Below are 24,312 nucleotides of genomic sequence, written 5' to 3'. Positions count from 1 at the left end.
AACTCCAGTTAGGAAGCTTCCTCTTAAATACTTATTATTTGAATTTAATATCTTCAATCCTCGAAGCCATCTGGCAGGAATCAAGATCAACGTAGCGGCCTGTATTTCTGTCTATGCCGCCAAACAGGGTCTTCATCTGCTTCTGATACTCTTCAGGAGTGGTGGGAACTGCATTTCCTCTGCCGGGGATCGGATTGACGTATTCCGTGCCGTTCATTGTGTACTGCCCGTTAACCTTTGAGATGCCGTATTCAGGGAAATCCAGGCTGGATTCGTAGTTTACCGTGCTTACGGTATATTTGTCAAAGGAGCAGTAACTCTCCATATGACTTCCGCTTCCTGTTTCCTCAACGCTGATCATGTTCTTCATGGGATAGTAGGTAAAATTGCCTCCCCAGAATCCAAAAGAACCTATAAGATCAACACTGCCGTTATCGTAGGTATAAATATCTGCCCCGTTCTCATGGGCTACTCCCCGGGGACTTAGGATAACCAGCTCGGGAGTCTGATTGTCATTGACGTAGATAACGGAATAAGCCACCGGTCCGTCCTTGATCCTGTCTGCAAGAAGTCCAAGATATTCCATGGGAACAGCGGGCTCATCACCTGATCTATCCTGCAAAAGAGTCAGCGACTCAAGCACAAGACAGAGCTTTCCTTCCTCGGAGAGTACGATTTCCTTGATGGAACCCGAAACATACTGCCCAACGTGAAGGTCAAGATGGCTTAAGATGCTGAAGTCCTCTGTAAGGTCAAGCTTTATATCTACCCTGTCGGTATTTATGGTCCTCTCCCGGTCTCCATCAGATACAACTATATTGACCGCATCATCAAAGCCCAGAGAATATTTGCCGGCGGAAGTCCAGTCAGCGGAAGCATAGGCATATGAGAAATCAGACTCAAGTCTTCCCTTGATCTGCATCCCGCTCTTATAGCGCGTATTCTCACTGCCTCCGTTGATGGACTTGTTTTCAAGCCACCAGGACTTGCCGCTTACGCTGCTGTAGAAGCGATTGCCGGGAGCGGCGCCGCTCTTTGACAGCTCTGCAGCTTCCCACAAAACGCCGTAGCGGTTATCGTTAAGCTCACAGACTTCACAGGAGCCGTCATCATAATATACATGGATTGCAGGATTGCTCTCGCAAAGGTCTCTGCTTCCGTAAGCTCCGGAAGAGATATCCGTATAATTGCTCACATATGTCCTGTAGCCCCCCTGGGCGGAAAGGTTTACAACAGCAAGCTCACATCCGTCAGCATTATCCCATACAAGATGGTTTCCGAAAGAATCCTCGAAGGTATCCCTTCTGATCCTGTCCATATCTCCTCTTGTTCCGAATGCGGGAGTAAATACGGTCATATCAAGATCCGCATCAGAATCCCAGGATAGGATCACCTTTGCGGTATTCTCAGCGGGGGTTGTCACCACGAAAATATTCTTTTTGCATCCGTACTGAGTCACCTCGATATTGGTGTAGTCAGTGCAGTACCCTTCCGTTACTGTCTCTAAGGTGTAGAATCCGGGCTTAAGTGCAGTCTCCACCTCACCTTTGGTGTTGGTGTAACACTCTGCCATCTTATCCCCGAGTCTGTTTCCAAGGCCTTCTCTTATGCATATCCTGGAAAATACGCCGCTTTTTCCGGAATCTCCGGTGCGGTAGGTGTCTGCATCATAGACGTTGAAGGTTACATCGCACACCTCTTCATCTCTGGGATAAAGCACAATATTGTCATATTCAAAAGCTCCGATGCTATGGTCAAATGCAAGGTCATAAATATATGCATCGCTTAAGGTTTCGTTTCCAAGGACGCATAAACGGTATCTGTCTCCGTCAAGCTTTACATTTATGCTGAAAGCCCCCTGAGAGTCAGTCTGGGAAGCATAAATGATGTTTCCGTCAAAGACTTTCTGAAGGAGTACCTTAAGGCCGCTTAGCTCTTTTCCCTGGTCGTCCTTAACGGTTCCGCATACTCTGCCTATGGACTTTGTGCTCTTTACCGCATCCAGGATGTTATAGGCCTTGTTGAGCCACTCCTGCTCAAACCTGTCGTACTGAAGCTTGACAACATCCGGAGCCGTATAGTACTCAAATTCCTCATAGTCGGGATTGTTGTCGGTATAAAGGCCTGTCTGGCTCACCAGCATGGTGCCTTCAACAACAGTCCTTGATCTTACAAGAACATCGTTCTTAAAGTAGAACCGAACCCCGGGCTTGTCAGTGGAGTCGTAGGCGGGAGTATAAACCTCCTCGTTTCTCTTGTATATGAAGTAGGGTTTATTGTCCCTGTAGAAGTACTCGATTATCTCGGGCCTTCCGTCTCCTGCTTCCTTGTAGGTGATTATCCTGTTGACGGTCTTTCCGTCATCCTCAGTGTAGACTTCACAAGACAGCTCTTTTCCGTCAGCCTTGTCTATAAAGCGGTACTGAGTCTTAACTCCGGACATGTTTAAAAAGCCCTCATCCCATTCCATCCCCCTCTGTCTGGAACCGGATGCGTGCTTCCTGGCGGTAAGATCTACCTTATCAAGTTCGCTTATGATTTTTACATTTGAAAGATCTACAGATTCCCGGTCAATGGGCTCTAAAGCTTTCCTTGACGGCTCATCGGGTGTTTCGGTTGAAGCTTCCATGCCGGGAAGGCTGACACCGTATCTGTGTGTAAATATACCGGTGCACACGAACACCACCGCGATCAGCGCCAGAACAACAAGGGCGATGATCAACGGCTTCTTTTTGTTTTCTTTCAGGTAATCCGAGAAAGAATACTCTTCATTTTTCATACGCTAAATCTCCTGTTTCTCCCCCTTTATAATATTACACCGAAACAGAAGAATATGCCATAATCCGATGGTTTAGTCAGTTTTGTTTCCGGCCTTCATTGATGCTTTTTTATCATACATGGCCCTGTCAGCCTTCTTGAAAACATCGTCTACGGACTTATCTGCGGATTCATCAAACCTTGCAAATCCCAGGGCAGCTGAAGCCTTTTCCCAGGGCTTAAGAGAGCTGTCCTCCTGCATGAGCCTAAGTCTGTCATAGAAATCCTCTATGAGCTTATCTATATTCCTGAAATCCTTGTTCTTTGATATGACTGCGAACTCATCTCCGCCTATTCTGAATACCTTTGACCTTTTGAACACGTCACATATCAGATTGCTGAGCCTTATTATGTAGGTATTGCCGTTCTCATGGCCGTAGGTGTCGTTTATTGTTTTTAATTCATTGAGGTCGATCATTGAAATGCCAAACTCAGTAAAGCCGTCAAGAATCTCCTCATTAAGCTTGCTGACCTCTGCTTCGTAAGCCAGTCTGTTCCAGACACCTGTAAGAGAATCCTTAATTGCCAGCTCTTCCATGGTATTTGCTTTTTCTTCCGTTATCTTAAGAGCTCCTCTGGTATCCATCAGCGCAGCGATATTTTCATTCATCCCAAATTCCATCTGCTTGAGGGAATTTATCAGCTGAGCCATCTCGTCATTGTTGTCGTAGGTTATCCTTTCAAAGGCATGGTGAACCGCACCACTGTCCGTGGAGCAGTAGTTCTTGGCGGTATCCGAAAGTGTCAGTATCGGAGTGATAATATAATTGTTCACATGTATCAGGGCTATCGCAAGGACAAAGGTTGTGACAAGGATCATGATAGCTGCAGTCACAAAAACATATTCGTTTTCCTTTTGCCTGATCTCGTTCATGGAGATGTCTACGCACAGGTAGGAGATGATATCACCGTCAATTATGACAGGATACCCTGCAGAAACGAGCCCGCCATACACTTCTTCATTGGTAATGGTTGTTGGAATATAGCCGCTTTCGTCAGGCCAGAAACCATCGTCAAAAGAGTCCACAACTCCCGGAGGGCATTCATCTACGTATGCCGCGTCCACGATGTACACGGCATGGTGATCTGCTGCATTAAAAGCCATCATGTAGATGCAGCTGACATCGAAAATATCCTGATAAAGACGAAGGTGGTTCCTTAGCTGTTCAAATACCGGAAGTTCTTCAATTCCGGAATAGTTTGACATATACTCATTCCATGCATCGGACCCCCACTGGGTACTTGGAACGACAACATCCACATTTTTGTATATATCCATGACATCATCGGTAAGAACCTTGACCCTGACGGGATCAAGCGTGTTTACCACAGCCTTTGATATCTGTTCGGCTTTGCTGGTGTACTCGTTGGCTACAATGTCCTCTGCTATCTGATTCATCAAAAGCACAGCCAGAACGCCAATAAAAAGGCATATAACGGCAACGCCTATGGACATTTTCACTTTAATGGAAACAAAGTATTTTTTCTTCATATTTGGCATATTTTGTTTTGGCCGGAAACGCTCAGGCTTTTTTATCTGTCTCTTTTAACTTCTGCTTGTTCTCGTACATTTCTTTATCGGCGCGCTCAAATATATCGGAAACCGAAGTGTCTTTTTCCGGATTATAATCCGAAATACCGACAGCCAGAATCGGTCCGGTTCCTGATTCTTTATTCTTAAGAACACGTTTTTTCAGTTTATCTATCAGTTCCAGTCTGTTTACATAGTCATCCCCTCTAAGGAATACTGCAAATTCATCTCCGCCTATCCTGAATACAGGGCTGTGCACAAAGGTATCGCACAAAAGCTTGGCAGAGGCCTTTATATATTCATCTCCCGCAGCATGGCCGAGGGTATCATTTATCATTTTCAGATTGTTGGTATCACATACTGCAAGAGCAAAGGGCAGATAATCCATGCCGTTTTCTATATTTGTCTGCACCGAAGTCTCAAGCTCCTTGTAGGCAGTCTTGTTCTTGGTGCCTGTCAGCTCATCACGCCTTGCCAGTTCCTTCTCGGTCTTTAAGGCCTTAAGGTGCTGCTTCTCTCTCATGATCTCATTATCGATATTCTCTACACCGATGATAAAGTGAGTTCCGTCACTCGCCTTTCTGACGATCATTCTGGCGTACCGTGCTTTTCCGTCTATTACGAGGCGGTAATCGATACTGCGGGCTTTGCTCTCCTCAAGGCCTGATATCATTGTGTCCTTATCCATGAACGCAAGCAGACTTTCCTGATCCTGTTTATGGATAACCTGAGGGATATTGACCAGGGATTCGCCATAGAAATCCTTGCCTAATCTGCTGATCTCCAGCTGTCCGTAGATATTGTTGGACTCATAGCTCACATAAGAGTCATCCGTCATATCCACATAGTAGATCTCATCGTAGTTGGAAGCCAGGCTCTCTGCGATCTGGGTAAAGGTAATGGTCTTCTTCTGGCTCTCCTTGCGCTTTTTCTCTGCCATAAGCTCGTCGTTAATATCTTTCTCATAAAGAACCATATGCCGCTTATCGTCTCCGGCATACATATAAGTCATAAGGAAAAACCTGGGCTCTCCGTATACCATAAACCTGTATTTGCAGGAAAATGACCGTCTGCCTTCAAGGTTCTTTAAAATCGTCTCTTTTTCAAAAGAGACGGTAGCGGGCTCTACATCATCAACAAATGCATTTTGTGCGATATTGGACTTAAAGGCCGCATAAAAGTCTTTTCCCGAGGAGGGCATATCCATAAAGTCCTTCTGCCTTCCGGCATATTCAAGATATTCTCCCGAAGCCACTTCGATATAATATATGGCAATATAATCTTCTGCCATAACCTGTGCGATACGATCCTGGATCTCTTTATCCTGCTTCTCTCCTACTTCAACAATGGAATGTACAGTACAAATTCCAATCAAAAGTCCGATCACATACAGCGGATAATAGGAATACAGGATCTGGAAAAACATGGAGATTCCCAGAGCGACACTTGTACATGCCACGGCCATGCATCTTATCTTCTGGCGGCCTGTAGCTTTTCCTGCTGCAGCCAGCATATATGCAAAAGTGATCAGATAGGTAAGGGAAAGATATGTAAACACCAGATATCTTCCCGATTCCGCTATGTATTCATGTGCCTCATTAAATGAAAAAATAAAGGGGTAAAAGCGATTGAGCATCAGACAGACAAGGCTCAGTATGAACGCTATCCAGGCACCGGTGGTAAGCGCCCTGAAGCGGATGCTGTTCTTGTCAAGATATGCCACTATGTATCGCGACCATGTTAATATGGTCAGAAGCATGAATATGAAATAAAAGATGGTGTTGCAATATATAGCAGTAAAAAACCCGGGCTTATCACGATTTCCGTAGAAAATTCCCCATCCTATCTCTGCAAGAAAGAACAGGTTTGCCGCATGCAAAAAATGGCTGTAGCGAATCCCTATCCGCTGATCTTCACTCTTCGCATCAGCCTTGGAAAAAATCAGCCTGATATATTTCCAGTTCAGTATTAAATTCACTACCAGAGCAACTAAGGCAATTAATGAATAATACATCCCTTTTTTATAAGCCTCCTGCTTATAATGATAACCGTAAAAACGTCAAATAAAAAGGGATTTTATAAATATTTAATGGTCTGGATCATCATTCGGACCAAAGGGTCAATCATCCTCCTCTTGCATATTTACAGTTATCCTTCCCAGAGTTATCTTACCCAGAACTTTATCATTCATGGTAACAGTATGGTTTGGCAGGATCTCTTCCTGATAGTACTCGCCATCCCAGTTTACAAGCTCCTGCCGGGCCCGGAGGGCGCTTGAGTATCCGGTAAGGTCCCTGTTCTCCACAAGGTATTGCGCATACTTTGAGGCGAGGGTATGCTTTTTCTTTATCTTTAGGATAAGCTCACCGCTAAGGCCCGTTGCCTCAAGCTGCTCCTTCTTCATTCCGGAGAGCATCTCCCGGGCTTCGCTCTCAGCCTTGGCTTCTTCCTCGCTGCTTAGAACAATTCCTGCGGCCATAGCTTCCTGACTGTAGATTTCATCCATAATGCAGGTGTTTATAGTAACCTTTTTTGCATAGTCGCATACAAACTGAGAATCCACCCCTGCGGAAAAATGCGTGTTCCACCAGTGCTTTGGATTCTCAGGATCATAAAGAAGGGCCTGGTTTTGGACGAAGGCCTCTATCTCATAGATATAATAGCCGAATTCCCTTAATGTTACGGCATTGTCATCAATAGAAATGACCATCTCATCGAGATGGTCTTCATAGTCAAACCGGCTGAGCAGCTTGCCGCAGATTGCGAAAGCTACCAGCGCGATATTGATAAGTATAATTGTAATGATGGCTCTTTTCCCGGTTCTATTCATAAAGGCTCCTGGTCATCCTCTGTAAACAAATCCTTGAACTCCTTTCGTCCGGGGACCCAGGCCTTTTCGTATATGCTGGTGAAATGGTTCTTCACAGTCTGCTCCGAAATTCCCAGCATATACGCTATCCTTCGATTGGAGAACCCTGATACCTTTAAATATCCAAGCTCAAGTTCCCTCTTCGTAAGCCCGAATCTGCCGGCCACCTCAAGATATCTCTTTTTTGTGATTCCGGTATCATTCATCTTCCATGTCCATTTCTTCATTCATCTTCCGCTCGGCATTAAGTCTCAGGGGCAGAAGGAGAAATTCAATCAGTACCGCATAAAGCCCGGAGAGGAAGCAAACAGCAAGATTAGGGCCGATGGTCTCGGGATTATCAAGATGCCCCATAACAATCACGCCTGAGATGATTATGGAAAAAAGTGCCGCAAATACCGTCAGTTTCTGGGCTGCATCCACTGCCTCAATTATGTTCTTGAGTTCTAAAAGCCTGTAGCTTTTTATTCCCACGGAAAAAGACTTAGCGAAATCCTTCCACTCTCCCATAATAATGAGCCCCGGAATAAGGATCAGAAGAATTACGATGAGGGACGGAAAATCAAGGAACCATGCTACAGCCGAAAGGCCCAAGCCGCCTCCGACGATCAAAAGTGCAAATACTACCGCAAAAAGCAAAAGTTCAAAAAGTAAAACCACGCGTATATTCTTTTTCATTAGAAATCTCCTTTGTAAATGTGCAGGTCGTTTATTGATCGGTTGTTCTAACATGACACTACCACAGGTAACAAAGGAATGATATAGTACCTTTTTGATGAAAAATCCAGGGAGTCTTTTATTGCAACTTTATGCTATTGCTTTAGTTCTTTTGCCAATTAAACAATAGTATGTCACCATGAGCATCAGAAAAGCGCCTATCCATGCAGATACTTCAGAAATGGCAATTCCCTTAAATCCGTTCCTTCCTACCAAAAAGCCAAAGATCAGTCTCATAATGACTTCGAGCCCGCCTGAGAGCATTGGTATAAAGGTATTGCCCAACCCCTGAACAGAGTATCTGTATACAAAAAGCCAGCCCAGGGCAAAAAAGCTTATTCCCATGATCGGCATGAAATCGGTACAATAACCGATTATCATGTTGTCAGTCAGCAGCATCCTTGCCAGGCTTCCGGGCACAAATATCATAAGGAGCGATATAGGCACATTCACAAGTGTAGAGAGCATCAGGCCCTGTCTTACTCCTGTGCGTATCCTGTCATATTTGCCAGCGCCCTTATTTTGCCCCACAAAGGTCATCATGGAAAGACCTACGGACATTCCGAACTGCTCAAAGAGTGATGCAAATTTCATGCAGGCTGAATAGGCTGCCACATATGCGCTTCCCATAAGATTTACGAAGTACTGCAATACCATGGCCCCTGCAGCTGTGACCGAATTCATAAGTGCCACAGGAAGTCCTATTTTCATCAGTTCAACCAATATATTCTTTTCATCTGCTATTTCTGACGTGTCTTTTCCCAGACTCATAAAATCGATGGTTCTAAGCTTTTTAAGGCACAAAAGGTATGATACAAACTGAGAGACCACTGTTGCCACTGCTGCTCCGACAACTCCTGTGCCAAAGGCCATTATGAAAATAATATCAAGCATGATGTTCACGAGTGATGAACAGATCATAGCAGTGAGGGGCGTTCTGGAATCTCCCATTGACTGGAGAATTGTAATCTCAAGGTTATTCATAACCGTCACTACAATTCCCAATAAGATCACAGCAAAATATCTATACGAATCGTCAAAGATATCTTCAGGAGTGTTCAAGAACGTCAGCATCTTATTGAGCAAAGAAACGCATACAACAGTAAAGGCTATTCCAAACGTGATACTGAGCTTCTTGGCTGCTCTGATGTATGCATTCAGCATAGCCATATCGTTTTTTCCAAAGCTCTGGGCAAAGGTTATGCCAAATCCTCTGGTCATCCCCACAACAAATCCAAGTATAAGGAAGTTAAGTGTCCCGGTTGCCCCAACAGCGGCCAGCGCCTGATCCGAGATTCCCTTGCCAACTATAATGCTATCCACAAGACTATATAGTTGTTGGAAAAGATTTCCCCATAATAAGGGCAAAAAGAACAGTATGATCTGTTTCATACTGTTTCCTGAGGTCATATTTTGTGTGGTCTGTTCTGTATTTGTCATGGCCGCTCTCTTTGGCCTTTCTCTTGATGTTAATTATTTAATAGTTAAGATCATTTAAGTATCCAGGCTATTCCCTTTGTGCAGGAGTATCAAATCCAAAGATTCTATCTGACATTTCAATACTATCATGATTCATCATCATGTTGTACCTGAGTTTATCCCTAAGGCTCTCAGCCACAGTCATTTTCCCCACCGCCTGCGGTCCACATACTACTATTAGATTTGCCATTTGCCTTCCTCCTCACTCAAATATATTTGCCATTATAATCTCATCTCGGTATGTTCAGTCCTTTAGCTTGAAAGCTCTGGGATTCATCCCATATTCCCTGAATCCCATCTTCCTGTACATATGCCTTGCTCTGTCATTATCGCTGTAAACTCCCAGCTCTACCTGCTCAAAGCCATTCGCTTTCGCCTGCTCCTTTATTCTCATAGCCACCTCCTGATGTTTTGATAAGAAATAAATAAGCCCCATCAAACCTTTCGCTTGATGAGGCTCTGTAAGCCATTTCAGTTATAAAGCACTATCTATCTCTTACAAATAGCCTTATCCCCATCACACATATCAAAAGCAAACCCCTGAATCATATTCACGGATGTATTATTGACAATATATGTAGTGACGAGATTAACTCTTGCCATAATGTCCCTCTTTCTGAAAATTATTAGTTGTTATACGTTTATAAACTTCTTTGTACTGTCGCTAAGTTTGTTCGTAACCTGATTGTTATTATCCATGGCCTCTCCGATTTCTTGAATTTCTCCCACAATCTCCGTAGAGTTGGAAGCTGAAAGGCTGATGGCCTGTGTGGACTCTTCAACGGAATCGGTGATTGTAAGAATTGAGTCTGCCATGCTGTGCATTGTGTTATCAAGAGAGTCTGCCTTCTCAGTAAAGCCTTCAAGAATTTCATTCATTATCTCTGCTGTACTCTCATATTTCTCTCCTGTCTCAACAAAGGCTTCATAATCGGCAATAACAGTATTGTTGATAAAATCTACAACCTCGATGGCATTATTCGAAAGCTCCTGAACAGCCTTTGTCACATTCTCACTTATAGTCTGAATATTTCCGGCTGTCTGTCTGCTGTTATCGGCAAGTGCACTGATCTCCTGTGCAACTACCGCAAAGCCCTTGCCGGCTTCACCTGCTCTTGCAGCCTCAATGCTGGCGTTAAGTGCAAGAAGGTTTGTCTGGGAAGCTATATCGAGGATAACCTTGGTAAGTTCTCCGATCTGATTAACCTGCTCACTTTCCTTTACTGACTCATCAAGGGTCTTACTGAGTGCCTCAACTCTGGCACCTGTATTCTCTTTCTTCTGCATTGCCTCGTTCTTGATGGTATCTGCTTCCTTCTGGATCTCGCCTGCGCGCTCTTTTCCTGAAGCAACCTCTTCATTGATGCTCTCAACCGCATCTCTTACATCATTAAGCTGTTCCTTGATCTGAGAAGCTGTAGTTGATACATTGTCCATACTTGCTGAGAGCTCCTCAAGAGCAGCGGATGTATTTGTGATATTGTCGTTAGCCAGTGCGATCTGTGAGGTCATCTTATCTGCAGAATCTGTAAGGATAAGTGTTCCGTTCTTAACATCCTTCATTACACCCTGGAGTGTTTCGATGAACTCATTTACACCGTCTCTGATAAATACAAGCTCGTTTCCTGTCTTAACATTTATTCTTGCTGTCAGGTCGCCTTTTCCATCGTTTATATCGTTTATGATTCCCTGAACAGAATCGGAAATCTTAATGATAACTTTTGTAATCAGAACGAATGATACATATAAGTTCAAGAGAAGACATACGATAAATACTGCCATTCCAATCACATTCATGACTGTTATCTTGCTTCTTGACTGTGCCATATATCCGACAACATTTTCCCGAAGAGAATCAATAGATGCATCGAGAGTAGCCATGCCTGACTTAACGCCTTCCATGTTGGTCATATAATCTCCGGTGAGTATCTGAGATGCAGCAAGCCCATCTCCGGTTGTCATCATTATATTAAACACTTCATCGACGTTCCCAATAAGAGCTTTTGCCGAAGCATCAAGCTGCGTCGTTGCGTTTGGATCGCCATACATAGTAAACTCATCGCCGATTTCTTTTACAAGAGTGGTCACTTCGCTCTCGTAGGATTTAAGCTCGCTTCCGATTCTCTCTTTATCAGCATCAGTGTAATATGACCATAGTCCCAGTGCGCTCTGGACCGTTCCGTCAATCCTAGCCAGATCTTCCTTAACTGTTCCCTCTTTATGAACCAGCCCAGTCACTCCTGCAATGATGCCCTGAGCGCTGTCAGACATTGATGATATACCATCATTTACAACGTAGCTGACCACATTAAATACTACCAGCATCAGAATGTTAAAGAACAAAATCTGAACCGGAATAGATTTGAAAAAACTGACCTTATTCTTCTTGTTTTCAGTTGTCCTTGACATAGCGACACTCCTTTCAACATAATAAATATCCGCCCATATACATTATACAGCTAAATAATGCACTGTTATACGTTTAATATTTTTTTAATAAAATTAAATAAAAAATGCATAAAAACACAACACAAAAAGACCCGGTACATTGTACCGAGTCTTTTGAAATCTGCAATAGCAGATCGATTATCTCTTTGAGAACTTTTTCACTGTCTTAAGTGCCTTGTTTTGGGCATTTGTAAGGCGAGTTGCTGTTTACCTGCTGCGTACGGTAGAAAGCTCAGGGCTACTGTATGCGGCTGGTAGCAACTCTGTTATTTCATCCTAAAAACAGATCTATCTTTCTGTTTCATCATATTCTTTCATTTCCAGACTGATCTGAGTATAAAGCCTTCTCAATAGTCACATTCATATGAGATTTCTTGCGAAATCCCATAGTCCCCATCCTGCTTCGGAACGCTTGCATTTCATACAATGCCTCCTACCACTCGCGCCTTATCTTTTCAAAATCAATTGTCTTACCGACTTTCTTCCATATGATCAGAACAAAGACCAGATTGATTACTATCAGTCCGACATAGACCAAAAGTAATTTAGCTGCATCATCACCCGTCCGGACATAGGAGCCAAGACCCTCTTCGGGAATAAATAATCCAGAGGTATAATCAGTAAGAAAATCATTTAGTCCGTGCGCCAGTCCGCATGCCCATATATTTCTTGTTTTCCAGTACAGTATCAGAAGAGCAAATCCGAAAAGGCTTGCTTCAAGAGTTTTTCCAACAGCCTGTCCCCAAGCCATTGCTGAGAGTGGATCAAATCCGCCTAAAACATGTACTGCTCCAAAGACAAGCGAGGAAACAACTGCCCCAAGTACAAATACATATTTCCAATTCCTGAATTTATATATGATCGCATCGTTGACAACAGCCCTGAAGGACAACTCCTCAAAAAGCCCCACAGACATATACATGAGGAACACAACAAACAGCTCCAAAACAGGATTCTGCAAAAGCGGCCTTTTTTCACTTATATCTGAAACCAACGCAATAGTGCCAAGTGAAAAGGCTACTATCAGAAATCCAACAGAATACTTCAAAACATAACTTGTTGAATTATAGCTGGATGCAAGGGTCTTGTCTCCCGATATCTGATACAGGAAAAAACACGCTGCTCCACATAGCATCGTTCTTACGATGAAAAACTGAAAATGCGTCTGGGTCGGCACTGATTTGAAACATACGACAACATATACTATGCAGAGCGCAGCAGTAATCAGTGGAGATCTTTTCATGAATTCAATGTACTTTTTAAGCATTGGTATTCTCCTCTTTTACTGCGCGTCTTCAGGTAAGACAGAAAGAGCAGAGAACTTTTCAGCGTTCTTCTTGGCTCTTACCAGCACATAGATCAAAAGAACAATATTTGTCAAAATTGCTACTCCGCCAAGTATGCCACCTACAATAAAATCGCTATTCTTCAAAACCGAATAGTTAAAAATTGTTCCGGCATCATACAGAGTATGTAAAGCAGTTGGAATGATGATTGCCAAAGCCCAGTACAGCGCAGTCGGACCTTTGCCCTTTAATTTGTTGTACCTGGCTCTTCCTATAAACTCTCCCATTATCATGTTCAATGTCATATGAGTGAACACTAAAGGAGTTCTGATTAGTAACACAATAATCGAGTCTCCAAAAGTAAAGTCCTCTACAAACGTAAAGCCAAAGCCAACCGCTGCTCCCAGGAGGATATACTCATAAACGTTGCGTACCTTATTTTTCAGAGCAAACAGCGTTATGATGATTGCAAGAAACTTAAACAATTCCTCCACGCCTCCAGCCATAAAAAATGCTGTAAAGAAAGATGCCGATAGCGCCTGCATTTTTGCACCCTCTATCCCGATGATCCTTAATACGGCCAATAACCCAATCCCGGAACCGGCGGAAATCGGTACGCAAATACATCCCAAAACAACCGGCAGGATTGCCTGTAGTTTCCCTATAGGCTCCGGAACTTCCCTTTTGATCATTCGCTGATAGATAAATCCACAGATAACAAAGGCAAGTAATGCGGCAATAATTGAAATAATAATTGTTTTTGCGTCCATGAATAATTCTCCTCCTTAATTTGCATTAAATAGGTGTCCTTATCGTTCAGTACAGATTATCTTAGCTCCGTCGAGGCTTTATATACCTCTTTAAATTTTACAACATTCCGTCTTGCGATAGTCTTAAAAGTCCATAAATAATGCATAGATGCAAAAAGACCCGGTACATTGTACCGAGTCTTCTGAAATCTGCCATAACAGATATTCTCATCTCTTTGAGAACTTTTTCAATGTCCTAAGTGCTGTGTTTGTGGCATTTCTAGGACGAGTTGCTGTTTACCTGCTGCGTACGGTAGAAAGCTCAGGGCTACTGTATGCGGCTGGTGGCAACTTTAATAACCACGATCAAAAATAATACTCTGATTTTACTTTCTGCTCATTAAATCTTTATCTGTTGTAAGATTATCTTCCGATATATCTTTCTTAGCGGAGCACACGGGACTTAAACCAAAGGTTCACAATGTACCCACAGCTCTAATTAATCCGTTATTTCTCCTCCAGCCTCTCTAAGATCAAACAATGAAACGATCTTAAACTCTTTCTTTTCAGTATCCACATCCCTAAACCAGATGCTTCCACTATTGATACATGCGCCCTGCCAGTTCGCCCATAGATCTGATATGTCCCATGATGCAAGTGCGGTCATCTCTTCCTCATTAAATGCTTTTTTAAGAATAGGTATGCTTATCGTTATTCATTTTACTAAAATGTTTATGCCACCGGTAGGATTTCCTCACATATTGCACGGATCTCTTCACTGAAAACAGTATCTTTTGGCCAGATGAAGGTAAAATCATGTTTTACCCTAAAGTCGTCAAGGGGGATTGTTTTCAGATATCCGGACTGCAGTCCGGATGCAACCGCTGCTTTATATAAAAAGGTGATGCCACAGTCTTTTTCAATAAGGCTTATTATGGCATGCATGTTCTCCACCTGGATAAAATTCCTAAAATCACTTGTAGAGTAATTGTTCAAGGCAAGAGCTCTTTCTAATATATTGCGCGTTCCTGAACCGGGTTCTCTTATAAGAATTCGCTCGGGAAAGAGATCTTTTATCACGCGCGGTTTCTGAGTGAAAGAGTGCTTTGCCGAACAGACAGAAACAAACTCTTCTTTGCTAAAAAGCAGCGTTTCATAATCATTTTCAGGAAAATATCCTTCTACAAGTGCAAAATCTATAACCCCCTCGGAGAGTTTTTTAAGAAGCTCCGATGTGTTGCCAAATGTAATCTTAAGATTAGTATCCGGGTGATTTTTTATGTAATCACTGATCGGATCAGCAATTATGTATTCTCCTATGGTCATGGTGACACCAAAAGAGATGTCTTTTAAGCCATGGTTATTCTGTGAAAGTATTTCTTTGAGACTTTCATCATCATTTTTTATCTGATTCATTTTTTTATACAGGAGTTTTCCGTTGTCAGTTAGAAAAAGTTTTTTTCCATCCTGAGTAAACAGCTTTGTCCCGTATTCATTTTCAAGATGATGTATGTGTTGAGAAACAGCGGGCTGAGTAATATTCAGCTCCTTAGCCGCCTTGGTGAAATTGAGGTGTCTGCAAACGCAGAGGAAAGTATCTATTCTGAAATCCAGCATAATCAGTCCTCCCTAACGATAAGAAATGTTTATGGATATATAATAATATATAATTTTATCTTTTTCAAAAGACAGAATATAATAAGACCTACGAAAGAACAGATTAAAAAGAGAGAGAGGTCTTGAGATGGATTTTTTGAAAAAGAATTACATGGGAGTAATAGTATGCTTCACTATTGCAGTTCCTTCATGGCTCCTGGGAAAGCGCTTCCCTGTCGTTGGCGGAGCGGTGATTGCAATCATTCTGGGCATGATAATAGCCCTGTTCTGGAATGACAAGGGGAAGGCGGCTGATGGAATAAAGTTCACATCAAAGATAATTCTGCAGGCGGCTGTTGTCCTCCTTGGATTTGGTATGAATCTTTCGGTCGTTCTTCAGACCGGGAAACAGTCACTTCCTATAATTATCTGCACGATTTCAACATCGCTTATCCTATCATGGATTCTTCATAAGGTTATGAATATCAAAGGAAACACAGCTACTCTTATCGGAGTTGGCTCATCAATATGCGGCGGCTCAGCAATAGCAGCTACGGCTCCTGTCATTGATGCGGATGATGATGAAGTGGCACAGGCAATTTCTGTGATATTTTTCTTTAACGTGCTGGCAGCACTTCTTTTTCCTTCGCTGGGAAAGCTTATAGGTTTTGATATCACAACAGGAGAGACTTTCGGTATTTTTGCGGGAACTGCAGTTAATGATACTTCTTCCGTCACCGCAGCTGCATCAACCTGGGATAGTATGTGGAACCTGGGGAATCAGACTCTTGATAAGGCAGTTACGGTCAAGCTTACAAGAACACTGGCTATCATACCTATTACACTGGTACTTGCGTATCTGAGGGCAAGGGAAGCAAAAAAGGATGGAAGTTCGACAAATGGCTTTAGCTTTAGAAGAGCATTTCCGATGTTCATAGTCTTCTTTGTGATTGCTTCAATTATCACAACTATTTGCTTGAGAGCAGGTGTCCCTTCTTATGTTTTTAAGCCACTTAAGGAACTTAGCAAGTTCTTTATAATAATGGCCATGGCTGCTATTGGCTTGAACAGTAACATAATCAAACTAATTAAATCAGGTGGGAAGCCGATTTTGCTTGGCGGCTGTTGCTGGATCGGAATAACAGTTGTCTGCCTTTTGATGCAGCATGTAATGGGAATATGGTAAAGACCTGAGTCTGAATAAAGTTCCACATTACGGTTCTCCCTTACAGCACTTGCCGGTGGTTTCATTACAGAGAGTTTTTATAAAACCACAGAATTCCTTCATGATGTCCGTGTTTATTGAATAGTAGTGCCACTTACCTTCTTTCCTGTCTTTAACCAAGCCCGAATCCACAAGTATCTTCATGTGATGAGAGAGAGTCGGCTGTGTAATATCAAACTTTTCAAGAAGCTTACATCCGCATTTCTCCTGATCAGAAAGCATCTGAACTATTTCCATTCTGTTGGGATCTCCAAGAGCCTTACATATCAGCACTTCGTCTAATTTGGCCATAATCTTCTCCTTATATAGATGTTTATCTATGTGTTGATAAAGCATATACATAGATATTCGTCAATGTATTATTTCAAAAAGGAGACAGAGCTTTTAAAACTCTGTCTCCTCCGTGGCAATTTATCTTCGGATATAAACGATAACATTTCTTCCACAATTCATATTTTTTCATAGTTATGGAAATTTTGTTAATATAAAATAACAGAATTTATTTTTAGTCCATCCGTTTCCAGCATTTTTCTTTAAGAAAAGTAGCTATCACATTGATGTCTTCACCTTCATAGTATGCAACCAATAATTTCTTGAACTCCGGCACATCTTTCTCTGGTATGACAAGAAGTCCTTGCCCATGGGATATAAGATAATGATTAGCAAATATTACTGAAGCTCTTTTGTTACCGTCAACGAAGACCTGCGTTTTCATGCAATACATGCATAATTCTATAGCTTTATCTATATCCACCTTATCAGATGATCTTATTTCGTTTATGTTCTCTATAACCATTGACTCTATAGGAATAGGCGGTACATAACTGGTTCCGCCTATGGTTACAGGCACACTCCGTATCTTTCCCCCATAAGAGAAAAATCCTTCATTAACAAGCTTTGCTACATGGCAAAGTAAATGATAATCAGTTTCAGCCTGTATAACATCCTGGTCAAGAATAAACTCCCAAGAATGCTTAAGATTCAGGATTTTTTGCACATCATCTGCTGTCATGCCATTGACGATACCTTTTTCCAATATTTCCTCTGTCTGTGGAAAGGTCGTTGCTACTCCCTCCAACACAGCCTGATCATAGATATTTGATTTCATATTGGCTCTGGCGAAATCCAAATTCATAACAACATCTGCAGATAGTTCAGTAGGGCTATATCCAACTTCTGCAAGCTGCTTATCTATTTTTCGAATACTCTTTTTTAATTCTCTGGCTTCTCTAGCGTTCCTAAGAAGCAACTGATACAGATTATCTGAATAAACATCAACATATGTTGATGTAAGTTTTCCATTTACTCTTTTTCTTATATACAAGTATTTGCCACTGGAGTTTTCCTTCACTTCCGGTGAGCCGTCATAAGGTATGAGATTTAGACGGGCCTGAAGGTCAGCTTTATCCTGCAATAGGCTCTTAATTGTTTCCAACTTATTATCCATCGATTTCTCCTTTTAGGGAACCTTTCTAATAGAAATATATCAAAAAGTTCCCTAAAGTTCAAATAAAAAATAGGGAACTTTTTTCGATAATCAGCAAGGAAAGTTCCCTAAAATGTCTCGAAAAGAATTATTACCTCCGACTTAACATCGTCTATAATACTGAAAGTTAATCTATTCAGAAATACTTAAATTTTTTCTTTGTAGCAACTGTTTATAATTATACCTATATCTACCATCCTGTTCAATATTATGTGCATAAAACAAGGGCGTTTTCACGCCCCTGCCTATTGCACTATCAGTTATTCATCTCTCAGGTCTTAGATTATTCCTATTAAGATTTGGACTTTGCTGCTCCTTCCTCTGATCAACTATCGTCTGGCTTTCTCTTAGCTTTTGCAAAATGCTTGTTTTAGCCTTTTCAGCTACCTCAGGTTTCTTAGTCTTGTCCCACCATTCCTTGAATGTTTTAAAGGCTTTCGAGACTAATTTTCCCAGTGTAGTCTTAGGATTTTCAAGTGTTGCGTATCTCATGAATTCCTTCTTCATTTCCGAATTCACTACTGAGTCCACATATTGGTCGACTTTGCTTTCTATATCCTGCTTCATTTCTTTAGCTGTATCATCCAAAGCTTCGATCTGTGTCTCTTTCTCCTGGCACTTATCTTCCAGCTTTTCATATTCTTGCTGCTTTAGCCTTAAGTAGAATTCTTTTGAGAAGTCGCTATTCCTTCCTTTTTCCTTTGGCTTTAAGGTTTCATCTCCAAAGATCTCCGGGTGGTCTTTCATCTGATGCTCTACAAAATCGTGTATTAGATCTTGTATTTTTTCTAGCCTCTCCTGATCAAACACTTTTGTTTTTGCCACCTGTTTGCTTAGTCCTCGTTTGTATCCTGTTGCTACCGGAACTCCTACTACGTGCATATGAGGTGAATCCTCATCCAAGTGAGTTACCGCCGATGCGATTTTGAATTCCGGAACTATCTCTTTTACATATTCAAGCTGTTCTCTCAAGAGTGGCTTCATTGCATTCCACTGCTCCCTCGTCTTATCTGACCAGAATTCCTTATCCCCTACTTGGAGAATTACCTCTGTAGCCACATCATTCTTTTTACTTTCGGATACATACTCCAGATAGTCATGAATCTGTCTGTCACTTCTTTTACCTTTGTTGTATTCCGCCAGTGCCTCAGAGAATTCCCTTTCATAAATCTCTTTTACATCATCGAGAATATTTACTTCACTCCCGACTTCCACTTCGATCATTTCTTCGTTATACTCTTCACTTTGAAATAATCGAAGATTATGCTTGCTCACCGATACTACATCTCTTGTTTTGGTGAGCGAATGTTTCTTACATGAGATGTGAAATGTTACTGTTATCATAAACAAACTCCTTTCGTAATATTTTTTTGCCGCCGGCAGGCCCCTCGGAGAGCCCCCGGATAATGATGTGTAATGTCATTATCCATAGGGGGTTACCCATAACGACACGTTATGGGGAAGCTCGCTCCGCTCGCCTGCCAAATCATTCATTCCTTGGCTGATTATTACCGGAGCGTGTCACGCTCCCGTTCAATCCATCAAGGGAAATCACCATCTAAAATCCTTGTGCATCCCCACCATATCGAGGTAGTCCTGACGAGCTTTTTCCTTCTCCTCTTCTGTGGGTGCTGTCTTGAACTTTGAATAGATTTCGTGCCTTGCTAATTTTTCCATCTTGTCTTCAAGTTCTTTTTTGATCAGATTAGTATCTTCGTCAAACTCAAAGACTAGTAATCGTACCAGCCTTATAAATAATTCTTGTGATATCTGTACGTTTTTCATTCGTCCCTTTCTTCTAGTCCGCAACAATGCAGTGTCTTTGTCTTTTTACAACCTTGCAATCTTAAGAGTGTAACTTCAGGCACCTTACATTGTTGCGGTCTTGATTATCATTCGATTTCTTTTAATATCCAGTACCAGGTATTGTTTATTCTCCTGGCTTTTATTCCAAGTTCGTTTTTGGCTATTTCCAGAGTTCTTTTTGATATATCCTCTTCTTTAGCCAGTTCTACTGCCTCGTTACTTGGGATCATATTATGGTCTTCAGCCAATTCTCTCAGAAGAGCTATCGCCTTTTCCTGCTTATTCGCTTTCGGTGCAATTCCTCCGAGAACTTCGTCTGCGGTTATTTCATAATCTCCAATCCACTCGAATCCCTTTTCTGATAATCTGAAGGCCTTTGAATGTCCAAATGCTGCTAAGTTGTTCTTTATTTGGACTATTGCCCTTAGTTCCGGTTCTCCTTCTATCCTTCCTGCCAGCAGGACACTTCTTGCTACTGCGTAGAAGTCAATTGATCCCATCCCTCGATAAGCTGCCTTGTTTCCGGAAGCCTTGTTCATGTGTCCGATTAGGATGATTGCACATTTGTACTTCTCCGCCAGAGCTCCCAGCTTCTTAGTCATATCTCTTGCTTCGTTAGCTCTATTCATATCCATTCCGCCTCCGAGATATGCCTGTAGTGGATCCAGAATCAAGAGTTTTGCTCCAGTCCTTATGATTGCCTGTTCAACTCTCTCATCTACCATTGATAGCGATTTATCACTCTCATCTATCACATGGATTTTGGAGCAGTCAGCCCCGGCACCTTCAAGTCTTGGCTTTACTGTATCAGCCAGTCCGTCTTCTGCTGTCTGATATATGATGTTTATTGGTTCCTCACTCTGCAGACCTGTATCTAACGAAATTCCTTTTGATAACTTCGCTGCTGCATTTAGTACAAAAGTTGTTTTTCCATCTCCGGGATCTCCCTGAATGATGGTAAGCTTTCCATATGGTATAAACGGATACCATAGCCAGGAAACTTCTTCAGCTTCTACATCTGACATCTGGATAAGCTTTAATTCTGGTTTGCTTGTTTCCATTTTGATTCCTCCAATCTTACTTTTTTGTTGAACTTGGCCGGAACCCTTGCTATACTTTATTTAATCGAATTTACAAAAGCTCCGGCTTTTCATTCACTCTCTTGTTACCAGCAAGAGAGTTTTTTCATTTTAGACTGCTTCTGGACTAAAGTATCCAATCTCTTCCCATACCTTTCTGTCTGGACAATAGTAGTTGTATTCACTGGAATTCTCTTTCTTCATGGCATATCCAAATTTGAATATCCCCTGCTGGATTCCAATTCTTACGAACTGTGCATCCTTGTGCATTGCCTCGGCAACCTCAGTTATAGGAACATTTCTACCGGTAAATCTTGGTAGTTCTACATATAACTTTTTGTCTTCCATACTTTTCACCTCCCTTCTTTCAAAATACGAATTATCAGTTCGTATTTTGATAATACGTCTTAGTAATTCATTTGTCAACACAAAATATGTATTTATAATTCGTATTACGTTCTTGCAATTCGTATTACTACATGTTACAATTCACACAAGGAGGTCAGTATGATGAATAATAGATCTGATATTGGAAATAGAATTAAGCAGGCCCGCAAAGCTCAGCACCTCAGTCAGACTGAACTGGCTAACAGGCTAGGCAAAACTATGCGTACCGTACAGAAATATGAAAGCGGTGAAATAGAACCTTCAATAGGTATACTGAATGAGATCGCAAATATTCTTAATATCTCCCCAGCAGAACTAATTGGATATCAGAAGAAGAACATCACTTTAGATACTCTCTCAGATGTCCTCTATGTTCTAAACGAATTAAATAAAAAAGCAGGTCTTCACTTCAATATAGACGTAAATCGCCCACCAAAAACTGAAGAGTGGAGCTGTAGCCTTAAATTCATGGGAAACGATGAGATAGCAGAAAACAACGCAGATCTCTGCCTTTTTCTGGAAAGATACGCAGATGAACGAGAAAGCCTTGAACAAGGCCTATCAAATGAAGATAGATTTAATCACTGGTTTGAAACAGAACTTGCATACTACGCAAATGTAGCATTGCCCGATAAGAAAGGTGATTAAGGGACTATCCCCTTTTTCATAAATTACCTGAGCATCAAAGGAGGTCGATAATACTTGAAATTACCAAACGGATATGGAAGTGTTATGAAAATGTCCGGGAAACGCAGAAAGCCCTATATGGTAAGAGTAACCACCGGATGGACCATTGATCCGGAAAAAGGTACCAAAAAGCAGACGTACAATGTCATAGGATATGCTGAAACCAAGCAGGAAGGATTGCAAATGCTATCAGATTATCATCAGAATCCATTTGATACAAAAGCAGCCAAAATGACATTCACAGACGTATATAATGCCTGGTCTGAAGCAAAGTATCCTACCATCTCTAAATCCAATGTGCATGGGTATACAGCCTCATATAACGTATGTGGCACCCTTTACAACAAAACTTTTAGAGATATAAGGCTGGCAGAGCTTCAGAATGTCATTGATACCTGCGGAAAAAATTATCCTACACTCCGTAAGATCAAAGTCCTTTTCAATCAGCTTTACGATTACGCTCTTAAGAACGATATCTGTAACAAGGACTATTCCGAATTTGTAGATATCCTCAAGTATAAGGATAAAAATCCAAACAAGGTTGAGAGAGATATCTTTTCAAAAGCTGAGATTGACAGGTTATGGGAACTCAAGGATGATCCGTTCTACCAGACAGTACTGATGCTGATTTACAACGGCTGTAGAATATCTGAACTACTGGATTTGGAAAAGAAAAATGTTCATCTTGAAGAACAGTATTTCGATGTGATACTAAGTAAGACTGAAAATGGTATCAGAAAGGTTCCTATAGCAGATAAGGTTCTACCATTCTACAAAGCCTGGTATGAATCCTCTGACTGTGAATACCTTCTTCACACAGATGACAACAAAAAATTCACCTACAGGAACTATAAAGACAGCTACTGGACACCACTAATAGAAAACCTTGGTATGGAGCACAATCCTCATGATACTAGGCACACCTGCATATCAATGCTGGCGGAAGCTCATGTGGATCCTACAATGATCAAGAAAATCGTAGGACACTCCGGAGCAATGTCTCTGACAGAGAAAGTGTACACACACCTTGATATTCAGTCTCTGGTAGAAGCAATAAATAAAATCTAAGACTTGATAATTTTGCTGTCTACCTGCTGTTTACTCGCTGCTTACGGTACAAAATTTTCTGCGTTTCACCACAACTGAATACAATTATAGATAAAAGAAAAACCCCAGAAACACTGAGTTTCTGAGGTTTGTAAATTCTTTTTGAATCTCGAAAGATTATCTCTTTGAGAACTGAGGTGCTCTACGAGCTTTCTTGAGACCGTATTTCTTTCTCTCTTTCATACGAGGATCTCTTGTAAGGAAGCCGGCCTTCTTAAGTGTAGGTCTGTACTCCTCTGAGTCTGCCTGAACGAGAGCTCTTGAGATACCATGTCTGATGGCACCTGCCTGGCCTGTTGTGCCGCCGCCTCTTACTGTTACAACAACGTCGAACTTGTCAGTTGTCTCAGTAGCTACAAGGGGCTGACGAACGATAACCTTAAGTGTCTCAAGGCCAAAGTAATCGTCGATGCTTCTCTTGTTGATTGTTATATTTCCTTTGCCAGGAAGAAGGTATACTCTAGCGATTGATTTCTTTCTTCTACCTGTTCCATAGTAATTAGCTGACTTTGCCATGTTATTTTTCTCCTTCACTCACCGATTAAAATGTTAATGTTTCAGGCTTCTGAGCTGCATGAGGATGCTCAGCACCGGCATATACATGGAGCTTGCCGTACATTTCTCTTCCAAGTGATCCCTTAGGAAGCATTCCCTTTACAGCGTGCTCAACAACTCTCTCGGGATGATCCTGGAGCATCTGACGGAGTGTAGCCTCCTTGTGGTGGCCTACATACTCTGTGTGGTGCCAGTACATCTTCTGGTCAAGCTTCTTTCCTGTTACTTTAATCTTCTCAGCATTGATTACGATTACATAATCACCTGTATCAATGTTGGGAGTGTAGATGGGCTTGTTCTTACCTCTGAGAACGTTTGCTACGTTTGAAGCAAGACGTCCGAGTGTCATATCGGTAGCATCAACTACATACCACTTCTTCTCTACTGTAGTTGCACTAGGCATAAATGTTTTCATTGTGTTTCCTCCATATTAGAGCAATTACTTATTTGTTACCTATGCCTGGACCCTTCACCTGATCCCTGCATTA

At 41.8% G+C, this 24,312-nt stretch carries 25 protein-coding genes; 3 read left to right on the top strand and 22 right to left on the bottom strand.

From position 1 onward, the window contains the following. Window positions 1–34 precede the first annotated feature (34 nt). The 14 genes from T456_RS0105420 to T456_RS0105345 all read right to left on the bottom strand — a co-directional run bounded on the left by T456_RS0105420 (window position 35) and on the right by T456_RS0105345 (window position 15,513). The gene (locus tag T456_RS0105420; protein WP_024865264.1) at window positions 35–2,779 is read right to left on the bottom strand and encodes a hypothetical protein; all 2,745 of its coding nucleotides are present in this window, start codon (window positions 2,777–2,779) and stop codon (window positions 35–37) included. A 72-nt stretch (window positions 2,780–2,851) separates the two neighbouring features. Next, window positions 2,852–4,309 (bottom strand): GGDEF domain-containing protein, encoded by a 1,458-nt coding sequence (locus tag T456_RS21075; protein ID WP_024865263.1) that lies wholly within the window; start codon window positions 4,307–4,309, stop codon window positions 2,852–2,854. A gap of 31 nt (window positions 4,310–4,340) precedes the next feature. Next, window positions 4,341–6,362 (bottom strand): GGDEF domain-containing protein, encoded by a 2,022-nt coding sequence (locus T456_RS0105410; protein WP_024865262.1) that lies wholly within the window; start codon window positions 6,360–6,362, stop codon window positions 4,341–4,343. Between the two features lie 105 nt (window positions 6,363–6,467). After that, window positions 6,468–7,178, bottom strand: a complete 711-nt coding sequence (locus T456_RS0105405; RefSeq protein ID WP_024865261.1) for a hypothetical protein — start codon at window positions 7,176–7,178, stop codon at window positions 6,468–6,470. Beyond that, the gene (locus T456_RS0105400; protein ID WP_024865260.1) at window positions 7,175–7,444 is read right to left on the bottom strand and encodes a helix-turn-helix transcriptional regulator; all 270 of its coding nucleotides are present in this window, start codon (window positions 7,442–7,444) and stop codon (window positions 7,175–7,177) included. Before T456_RS0105400 ends, T456_RS0105405 begins: the two co-directional genes overlap by 4 nt. Next, a complete protein-coding gene (locus T456_RS0105395; protein WP_024865259.1) occupies window positions 7,416–7,895 on the bottom strand; it encodes a hypothetical protein in 480 nt (159 codons plus the stop codon). Before T456_RS0105395 ends, T456_RS0105400 begins: the two co-directional genes overlap by 29 nt. A 129-nt stretch (window positions 7,896–8,024) precedes the next feature. Next, a complete protein-coding gene (locus T456_RS0105390; protein ID WP_024865258.1) occupies window positions 8,025–9,374 on the bottom strand; it encodes an MATE family efflux transporter in 1,350 nt (449 codons plus the stop codon). A gap of 67 nt (window positions 9,375–9,441) precedes the next feature. After that, entirely contained in the window at window positions 9,442–9,603 is a 162-nt protein-coding gene (locus tag T456_RS22345; RefSeq protein ID WP_155838025.1) for a hypothetical protein, read from the bottom strand. A 54-nt stretch (window positions 9,604–9,657) separates the two neighbouring features. Then, the gene (locus T456_RS21885; protein ID WP_242835870.1) at window positions 9,658–9,807 is read right to left on the bottom strand and encodes a GNAT family N-acetyltransferase; all 150 of its coding nucleotides are present in this window, start codon (window positions 9,805–9,807) and stop codon (window positions 9,658–9,660) included. A gap of 239 nt (window positions 9,808–10,046) precedes the next feature. Continuing rightward, complete coding sequence (locus tag T456_RS0105370) at window positions 10,047–11,822, bottom strand: methyl-accepting chemotaxis protein (protein WP_024865257.1); 1,776 nt, start codon at window positions 11,820–11,822, stop codon at window positions 10,047–10,049. Window positions 11,823–12,294: 472 nt separating this feature from the next. After that, on the bottom strand, window positions 12,295–13,128 hold the full coding sequence (locus T456_RS0105360; RefSeq protein ID WP_024865256.1) for a CPBP family intramembrane glutamic endopeptidase: 834 nt from the start codon (window positions 13,126–13,128) through the stop codon (window positions 12,295–12,297). Between the two features lie 15 nt (window positions 13,129–13,143). Then, the gene (locus T456_RS0105355) at window positions 13,144–13,917 is read right to left on the bottom strand and encodes a PrsW family glutamic-type intramembrane protease (RefSeq protein WP_024865255.1); all 774 of its coding nucleotides are present in this window, start codon (window positions 13,915–13,917) and stop codon (window positions 13,144–13,146) included. Between the two features lie 478 nt (window positions 13,918–14,395). Beyond that, window positions 14,396–14,563, bottom strand: coding sequence for a hypothetical protein (locus T456_RS22340; protein ID WP_015550812.1), 168 nt, complete (start codon window positions 14,561–14,563; stop codon window positions 14,396–14,398). Between the two features lie 65 nt (window positions 14,564–14,628). Next, window positions 14,629–15,513 carry a LysR family transcriptional regulator gene (locus T456_RS0105345; RefSeq protein ID WP_022780006.1) on the bottom strand — a complete coding sequence of 295 codons (885 nt, stop codon included), beginning with the start codon at window positions 15,511–15,513 and terminating at the stop codon, window positions 14,629–14,631. Window positions 15,514–15,640: 127 nt separating this feature from the next. On the opposite strand from T456_RS0105345, the gene T456_RS0105340 reads away from it, so the two are divergent. After that, window positions 15,641–16,678 (top strand): YeiH family protein, encoded by a 1,038-nt coding sequence (locus T456_RS0105340; RefSeq protein ID WP_024865254.1) that lies wholly within the window; start codon window positions 15,641–15,643, stop codon window positions 16,676–16,678. 27 nt (window positions 16,679–16,705) lie between these two features. On the opposite strand, the gene T456_RS0105335 is transcribed toward T456_RS0105340, so the two are convergent. The 6 genes from T456_RS0105335 to T456_RS0105310 all read right to left on the bottom strand — a co-directional run bounded on the left by T456_RS0105335 (window position 16,706) and on the right by T456_RS0105310 (window position 21,436). Next, window positions 16,706–17,008, bottom strand: a complete 303-nt coding sequence (locus tag T456_RS0105335; protein ID WP_024865253.1) for an ArsR/SmtB family transcription factor — start codon at window positions 17,006–17,008, stop codon at window positions 16,706–16,708. A gap of 214 nt (window positions 17,009–17,222) precedes the next feature. Beyond that, window positions 17,223–18,164, bottom strand: coding sequence for a Fic family protein (locus tag T456_RS0105330; RefSeq protein WP_024865252.1), 942 nt, complete (start codon window positions 18,162–18,164; stop codon window positions 17,223–17,225). 303 nt (window positions 18,165–18,467) lie between these two features. Further along, window positions 18,468–19,547 carry a plasmid recombination protein gene (locus T456_RS0105325; protein ID WP_024865251.1) on the bottom strand — a complete coding sequence of 360 codons (1,080 nt, stop codon included), beginning with the start codon at window positions 19,545–19,547 and terminating at the stop codon, window positions 18,468–18,470. 207 nt (window positions 19,548–19,754) lie between these two features. Beyond that, window positions 19,755–19,988: a hypothetical protein gene (locus T456_RS0105320; RefSeq protein WP_024865250.1), complete on the bottom strand. Its 234-nt coding sequence runs from the start codon at window positions 19,986–19,988 to the stop codon at window positions 19,755–19,757. Between the two features lie 107 nt (window positions 19,989–20,095). After that, window positions 20,096–21,070, bottom strand: coding sequence for an AAA family ATPase (locus T456_RS0105315; RefSeq protein WP_024865249.1), 975 nt, complete (start codon window positions 21,068–21,070; stop codon window positions 20,096–20,098). Between the two features lie 129 nt (window positions 21,071–21,199). After that, the gene (locus T456_RS0105310) at window positions 21,200–21,436 is read right to left on the bottom strand and encodes a hypothetical protein (RefSeq protein ID WP_013280038.1); all 237 of its coding nucleotides are present in this window, start codon (window positions 21,434–21,436) and stop codon (window positions 21,200–21,202) included. 159 nt (window positions 21,437–21,595) lie between these two features. Here T456_RS0105310 and T456_RS0105305 point away from each other — a divergent pair, with 159 nt between their 5' ends. Continuing rightward, a complete protein-coding gene (locus T456_RS0105305) occupies window positions 21,596–22,123 on the top strand; it encodes a helix-turn-helix domain-containing protein (RefSeq protein ID WP_049973101.1) in 528 nt (175 codons plus the stop codon). A gap of 54 nt (window positions 22,124–22,177) precedes the next feature. Further along, entirely contained in the window at window positions 22,178–23,230 is a 1,053-nt protein-coding gene (locus T456_RS0105300) for a tyrosine-type recombinase/integrase (protein WP_024865247.1), read from the top strand. 156 nt (window positions 23,231–23,386) lie between these two features. Here the strand turns inward: T456_RS0105300 and rpsI are convergent, their stop codons facing one another. After that, the gene (gene rpsI, locus T456_RS0105295; RefSeq protein ID WP_024865246.1) at window positions 23,387–23,785 is read right to left on the bottom strand and encodes a 30S ribosomal protein S9; all 399 of its coding nucleotides are present in this window, start codon (window positions 23,783–23,785) and stop codon (window positions 23,387–23,389) included. A gap of 25 nt (window positions 23,786–23,810) precedes the next feature. Next, window positions 23,811–24,239 (bottom strand): 50S ribosomal protein L13, encoded by a 429-nt coding sequence (gene rplM, locus T456_RS0105290; RefSeq protein ID WP_024865245.1) that lies wholly within the window; start codon window positions 24,237–24,239, stop codon window positions 23,811–23,813. Window positions 24,240–24,312 lie beyond the last annotated feature (73 nt).

Origin of the sequence: Butyrivibrio sp. FCS014 (assembly GCF_000526935.1) — a bacterium.
GTDB lineage: Bacteria > Bacillota > Clostridia > Lachnospirales > Lachnospiraceae > Butyrivibrio.
This window is presented reverse-complemented; position numbering and strand designations above follow the sequence as displayed.

What these genes read in the sequence shown, in the direction of transcription:
- T456_RS0105360 (WP_024865256.1), bottom strand. Translation starts at nt 13,128, where the DNA reads ATGCTTAAAAAGTACATTGAATTCATGAAAAGATCTCCACTGATTACT.
- T456_RS0105310 (WP_013280038.1), bottom strand. Translation starts at nt 21,436, where the DNA reads ATGGAAGACAAAAAGTTATATGTAGAACTACCAAGATTTACCGGTAGA.
- T456_RS0105370 (WP_024865257.1), bottom strand. Translation starts at nt 11,822, where the DNA reads ATGTCAAGGACAACTGAAAACAAGAAGAATAAGGTCAGTTTTTTCAAA.
- T456_RS0105305 (WP_049973101.1), top strand. Translation starts at nt 21,596, where the DNA reads ATGATGAATAATAGATCTGATATTGGAAATAGAATTAAGCAGGCCCGC.
- T456_RS0105410 (WP_024865262.1), bottom strand. Translation starts at nt 6,362, where the DNA reads ATGTATTATTCATTAATTGCCTTAGTTGCTCTGGTAGTGAATTTAATA.
- T456_RS0105340 (WP_024865254.1), top strand. Translation starts at nt 15,641, where the DNA reads ATGGATTTTTTGAAAAAGAATTACATGGGAGTAATAGTATGCTTCACT.
- rplM (WP_024865245.1), bottom strand. Translation starts at nt 24,239, where the DNA reads ATGAAAACATTTATGCCTAGTGCAACTACAGTAGAGAAGAAGTGGTAT.
- T456_RS21075 (WP_024865263.1), bottom strand. Translation starts at nt 4,309, where the DNA reads ATGAAGAAAAAATACTTTGTTTCCATTAAAGTGAAAATGTCCATAGGC.
- T456_RS21885 (WP_242835870.1), bottom strand. Translation starts at nt 9,807, where the DNA reads ATGAGAATAAAGGAGCAGGCGAAAGCGAATGGCTTTGAGCAGGTAGAG.
- rpsI (WP_024865246.1), bottom strand. Translation starts at nt 23,785, where the DNA reads ATGGCAAAGTCAGCTAATTACTATGGAACAGGTAGAAGAAAGAAATCA.
- T456_RS0105335 (WP_024865253.1), bottom strand. Translation starts at nt 17,008, where the DNA reads ATGGCCAAATTAGACGAAGTGCTGATATGTAAGGCTCTTGGAGATCCC.
- T456_RS0105320 (WP_024865250.1), bottom strand. Translation starts at nt 19,988, where the DNA reads ATGAAAAACGTACAGATATCACAAGAATTATTTATAAGGCTGGTACGA.
- T456_RS22340 (WP_015550812.1), bottom strand. Translation starts at nt 14,563, where the DNA reads ATGACCGCACTTGCATCATGGGACATATCAGATCTATGGGCGAACTGG.
- T456_RS0105400 (WP_024865260.1), bottom strand. Translation starts at nt 7,444, where the DNA reads ATGAAGAAATGGACATGGAAGATGAATGATACCGGAATCACAAAAAAG.
- T456_RS0105390 (WP_024865258.1), bottom strand. Translation starts at nt 9,374, where the DNA reads ATGACAAATACAGAACAGACCACACAAAATATGACCTCAGGAAACAGT.
- T456_RS0105395 (WP_024865259.1), bottom strand. Translation starts at nt 7,895, where the DNA reads ATGAAAAAGAATATACGCGTGGTTTTACTTTTTGAACTTTTGCTTTTT.
- T456_RS0105330 (WP_024865252.1), bottom strand. Translation starts at nt 18,164, where the DNA reads ATGGATAATAAGTTGGAAACAATTAAGAGCCTATTGCAGGATAAAGCT.
- T456_RS0105325 (WP_024865251.1), bottom strand. Translation starts at nt 19,547, where the DNA reads ATGATAACAGTAACATTTCACATCTCATGTAAGAAACATTCGCTCACC.
- T456_RS22345 (WP_155838025.1), bottom strand. Translation starts at nt 9,603, where the DNA reads ATGGCAAATCTAATAGTAGTATGTGGACCGCAGGCGGTGGGGAAAATG.
- T456_RS0105315 (WP_024865249.1), bottom strand. Translation starts at nt 21,070, where the DNA reads ATGGAAACAAGCAAACCAGAATTAAAGCTTATCCAGATGTCAGATGTA.
- T456_RS0105355 (WP_024865255.1), bottom strand. Translation starts at nt 13,917, where the DNA reads ATGGACGCAAAAACAATTATTATTTCAATTATTGCCGCATTACTTGCC.
- T456_RS0105405 (WP_024865261.1), bottom strand. Translation starts at nt 7,178, where the DNA reads ATGAATAGAACCGGGAAAAGAGCCATCATTACAATTATACTTATCAAT.
- T456_RS0105345 (WP_022780006.1), bottom strand. Translation starts at nt 15,513, where the DNA reads ATGCTGGATTTCAGAATAGATACTTTCCTCTGCGTTTGCAGACACCTC.
- T456_RS0105420 (WP_024865264.1), bottom strand. Translation starts at nt 2,779, where the DNA reads ATGAAAAATGAAGAGTATTCTTTCTCGGATTACCTGAAAGAAAACAAA.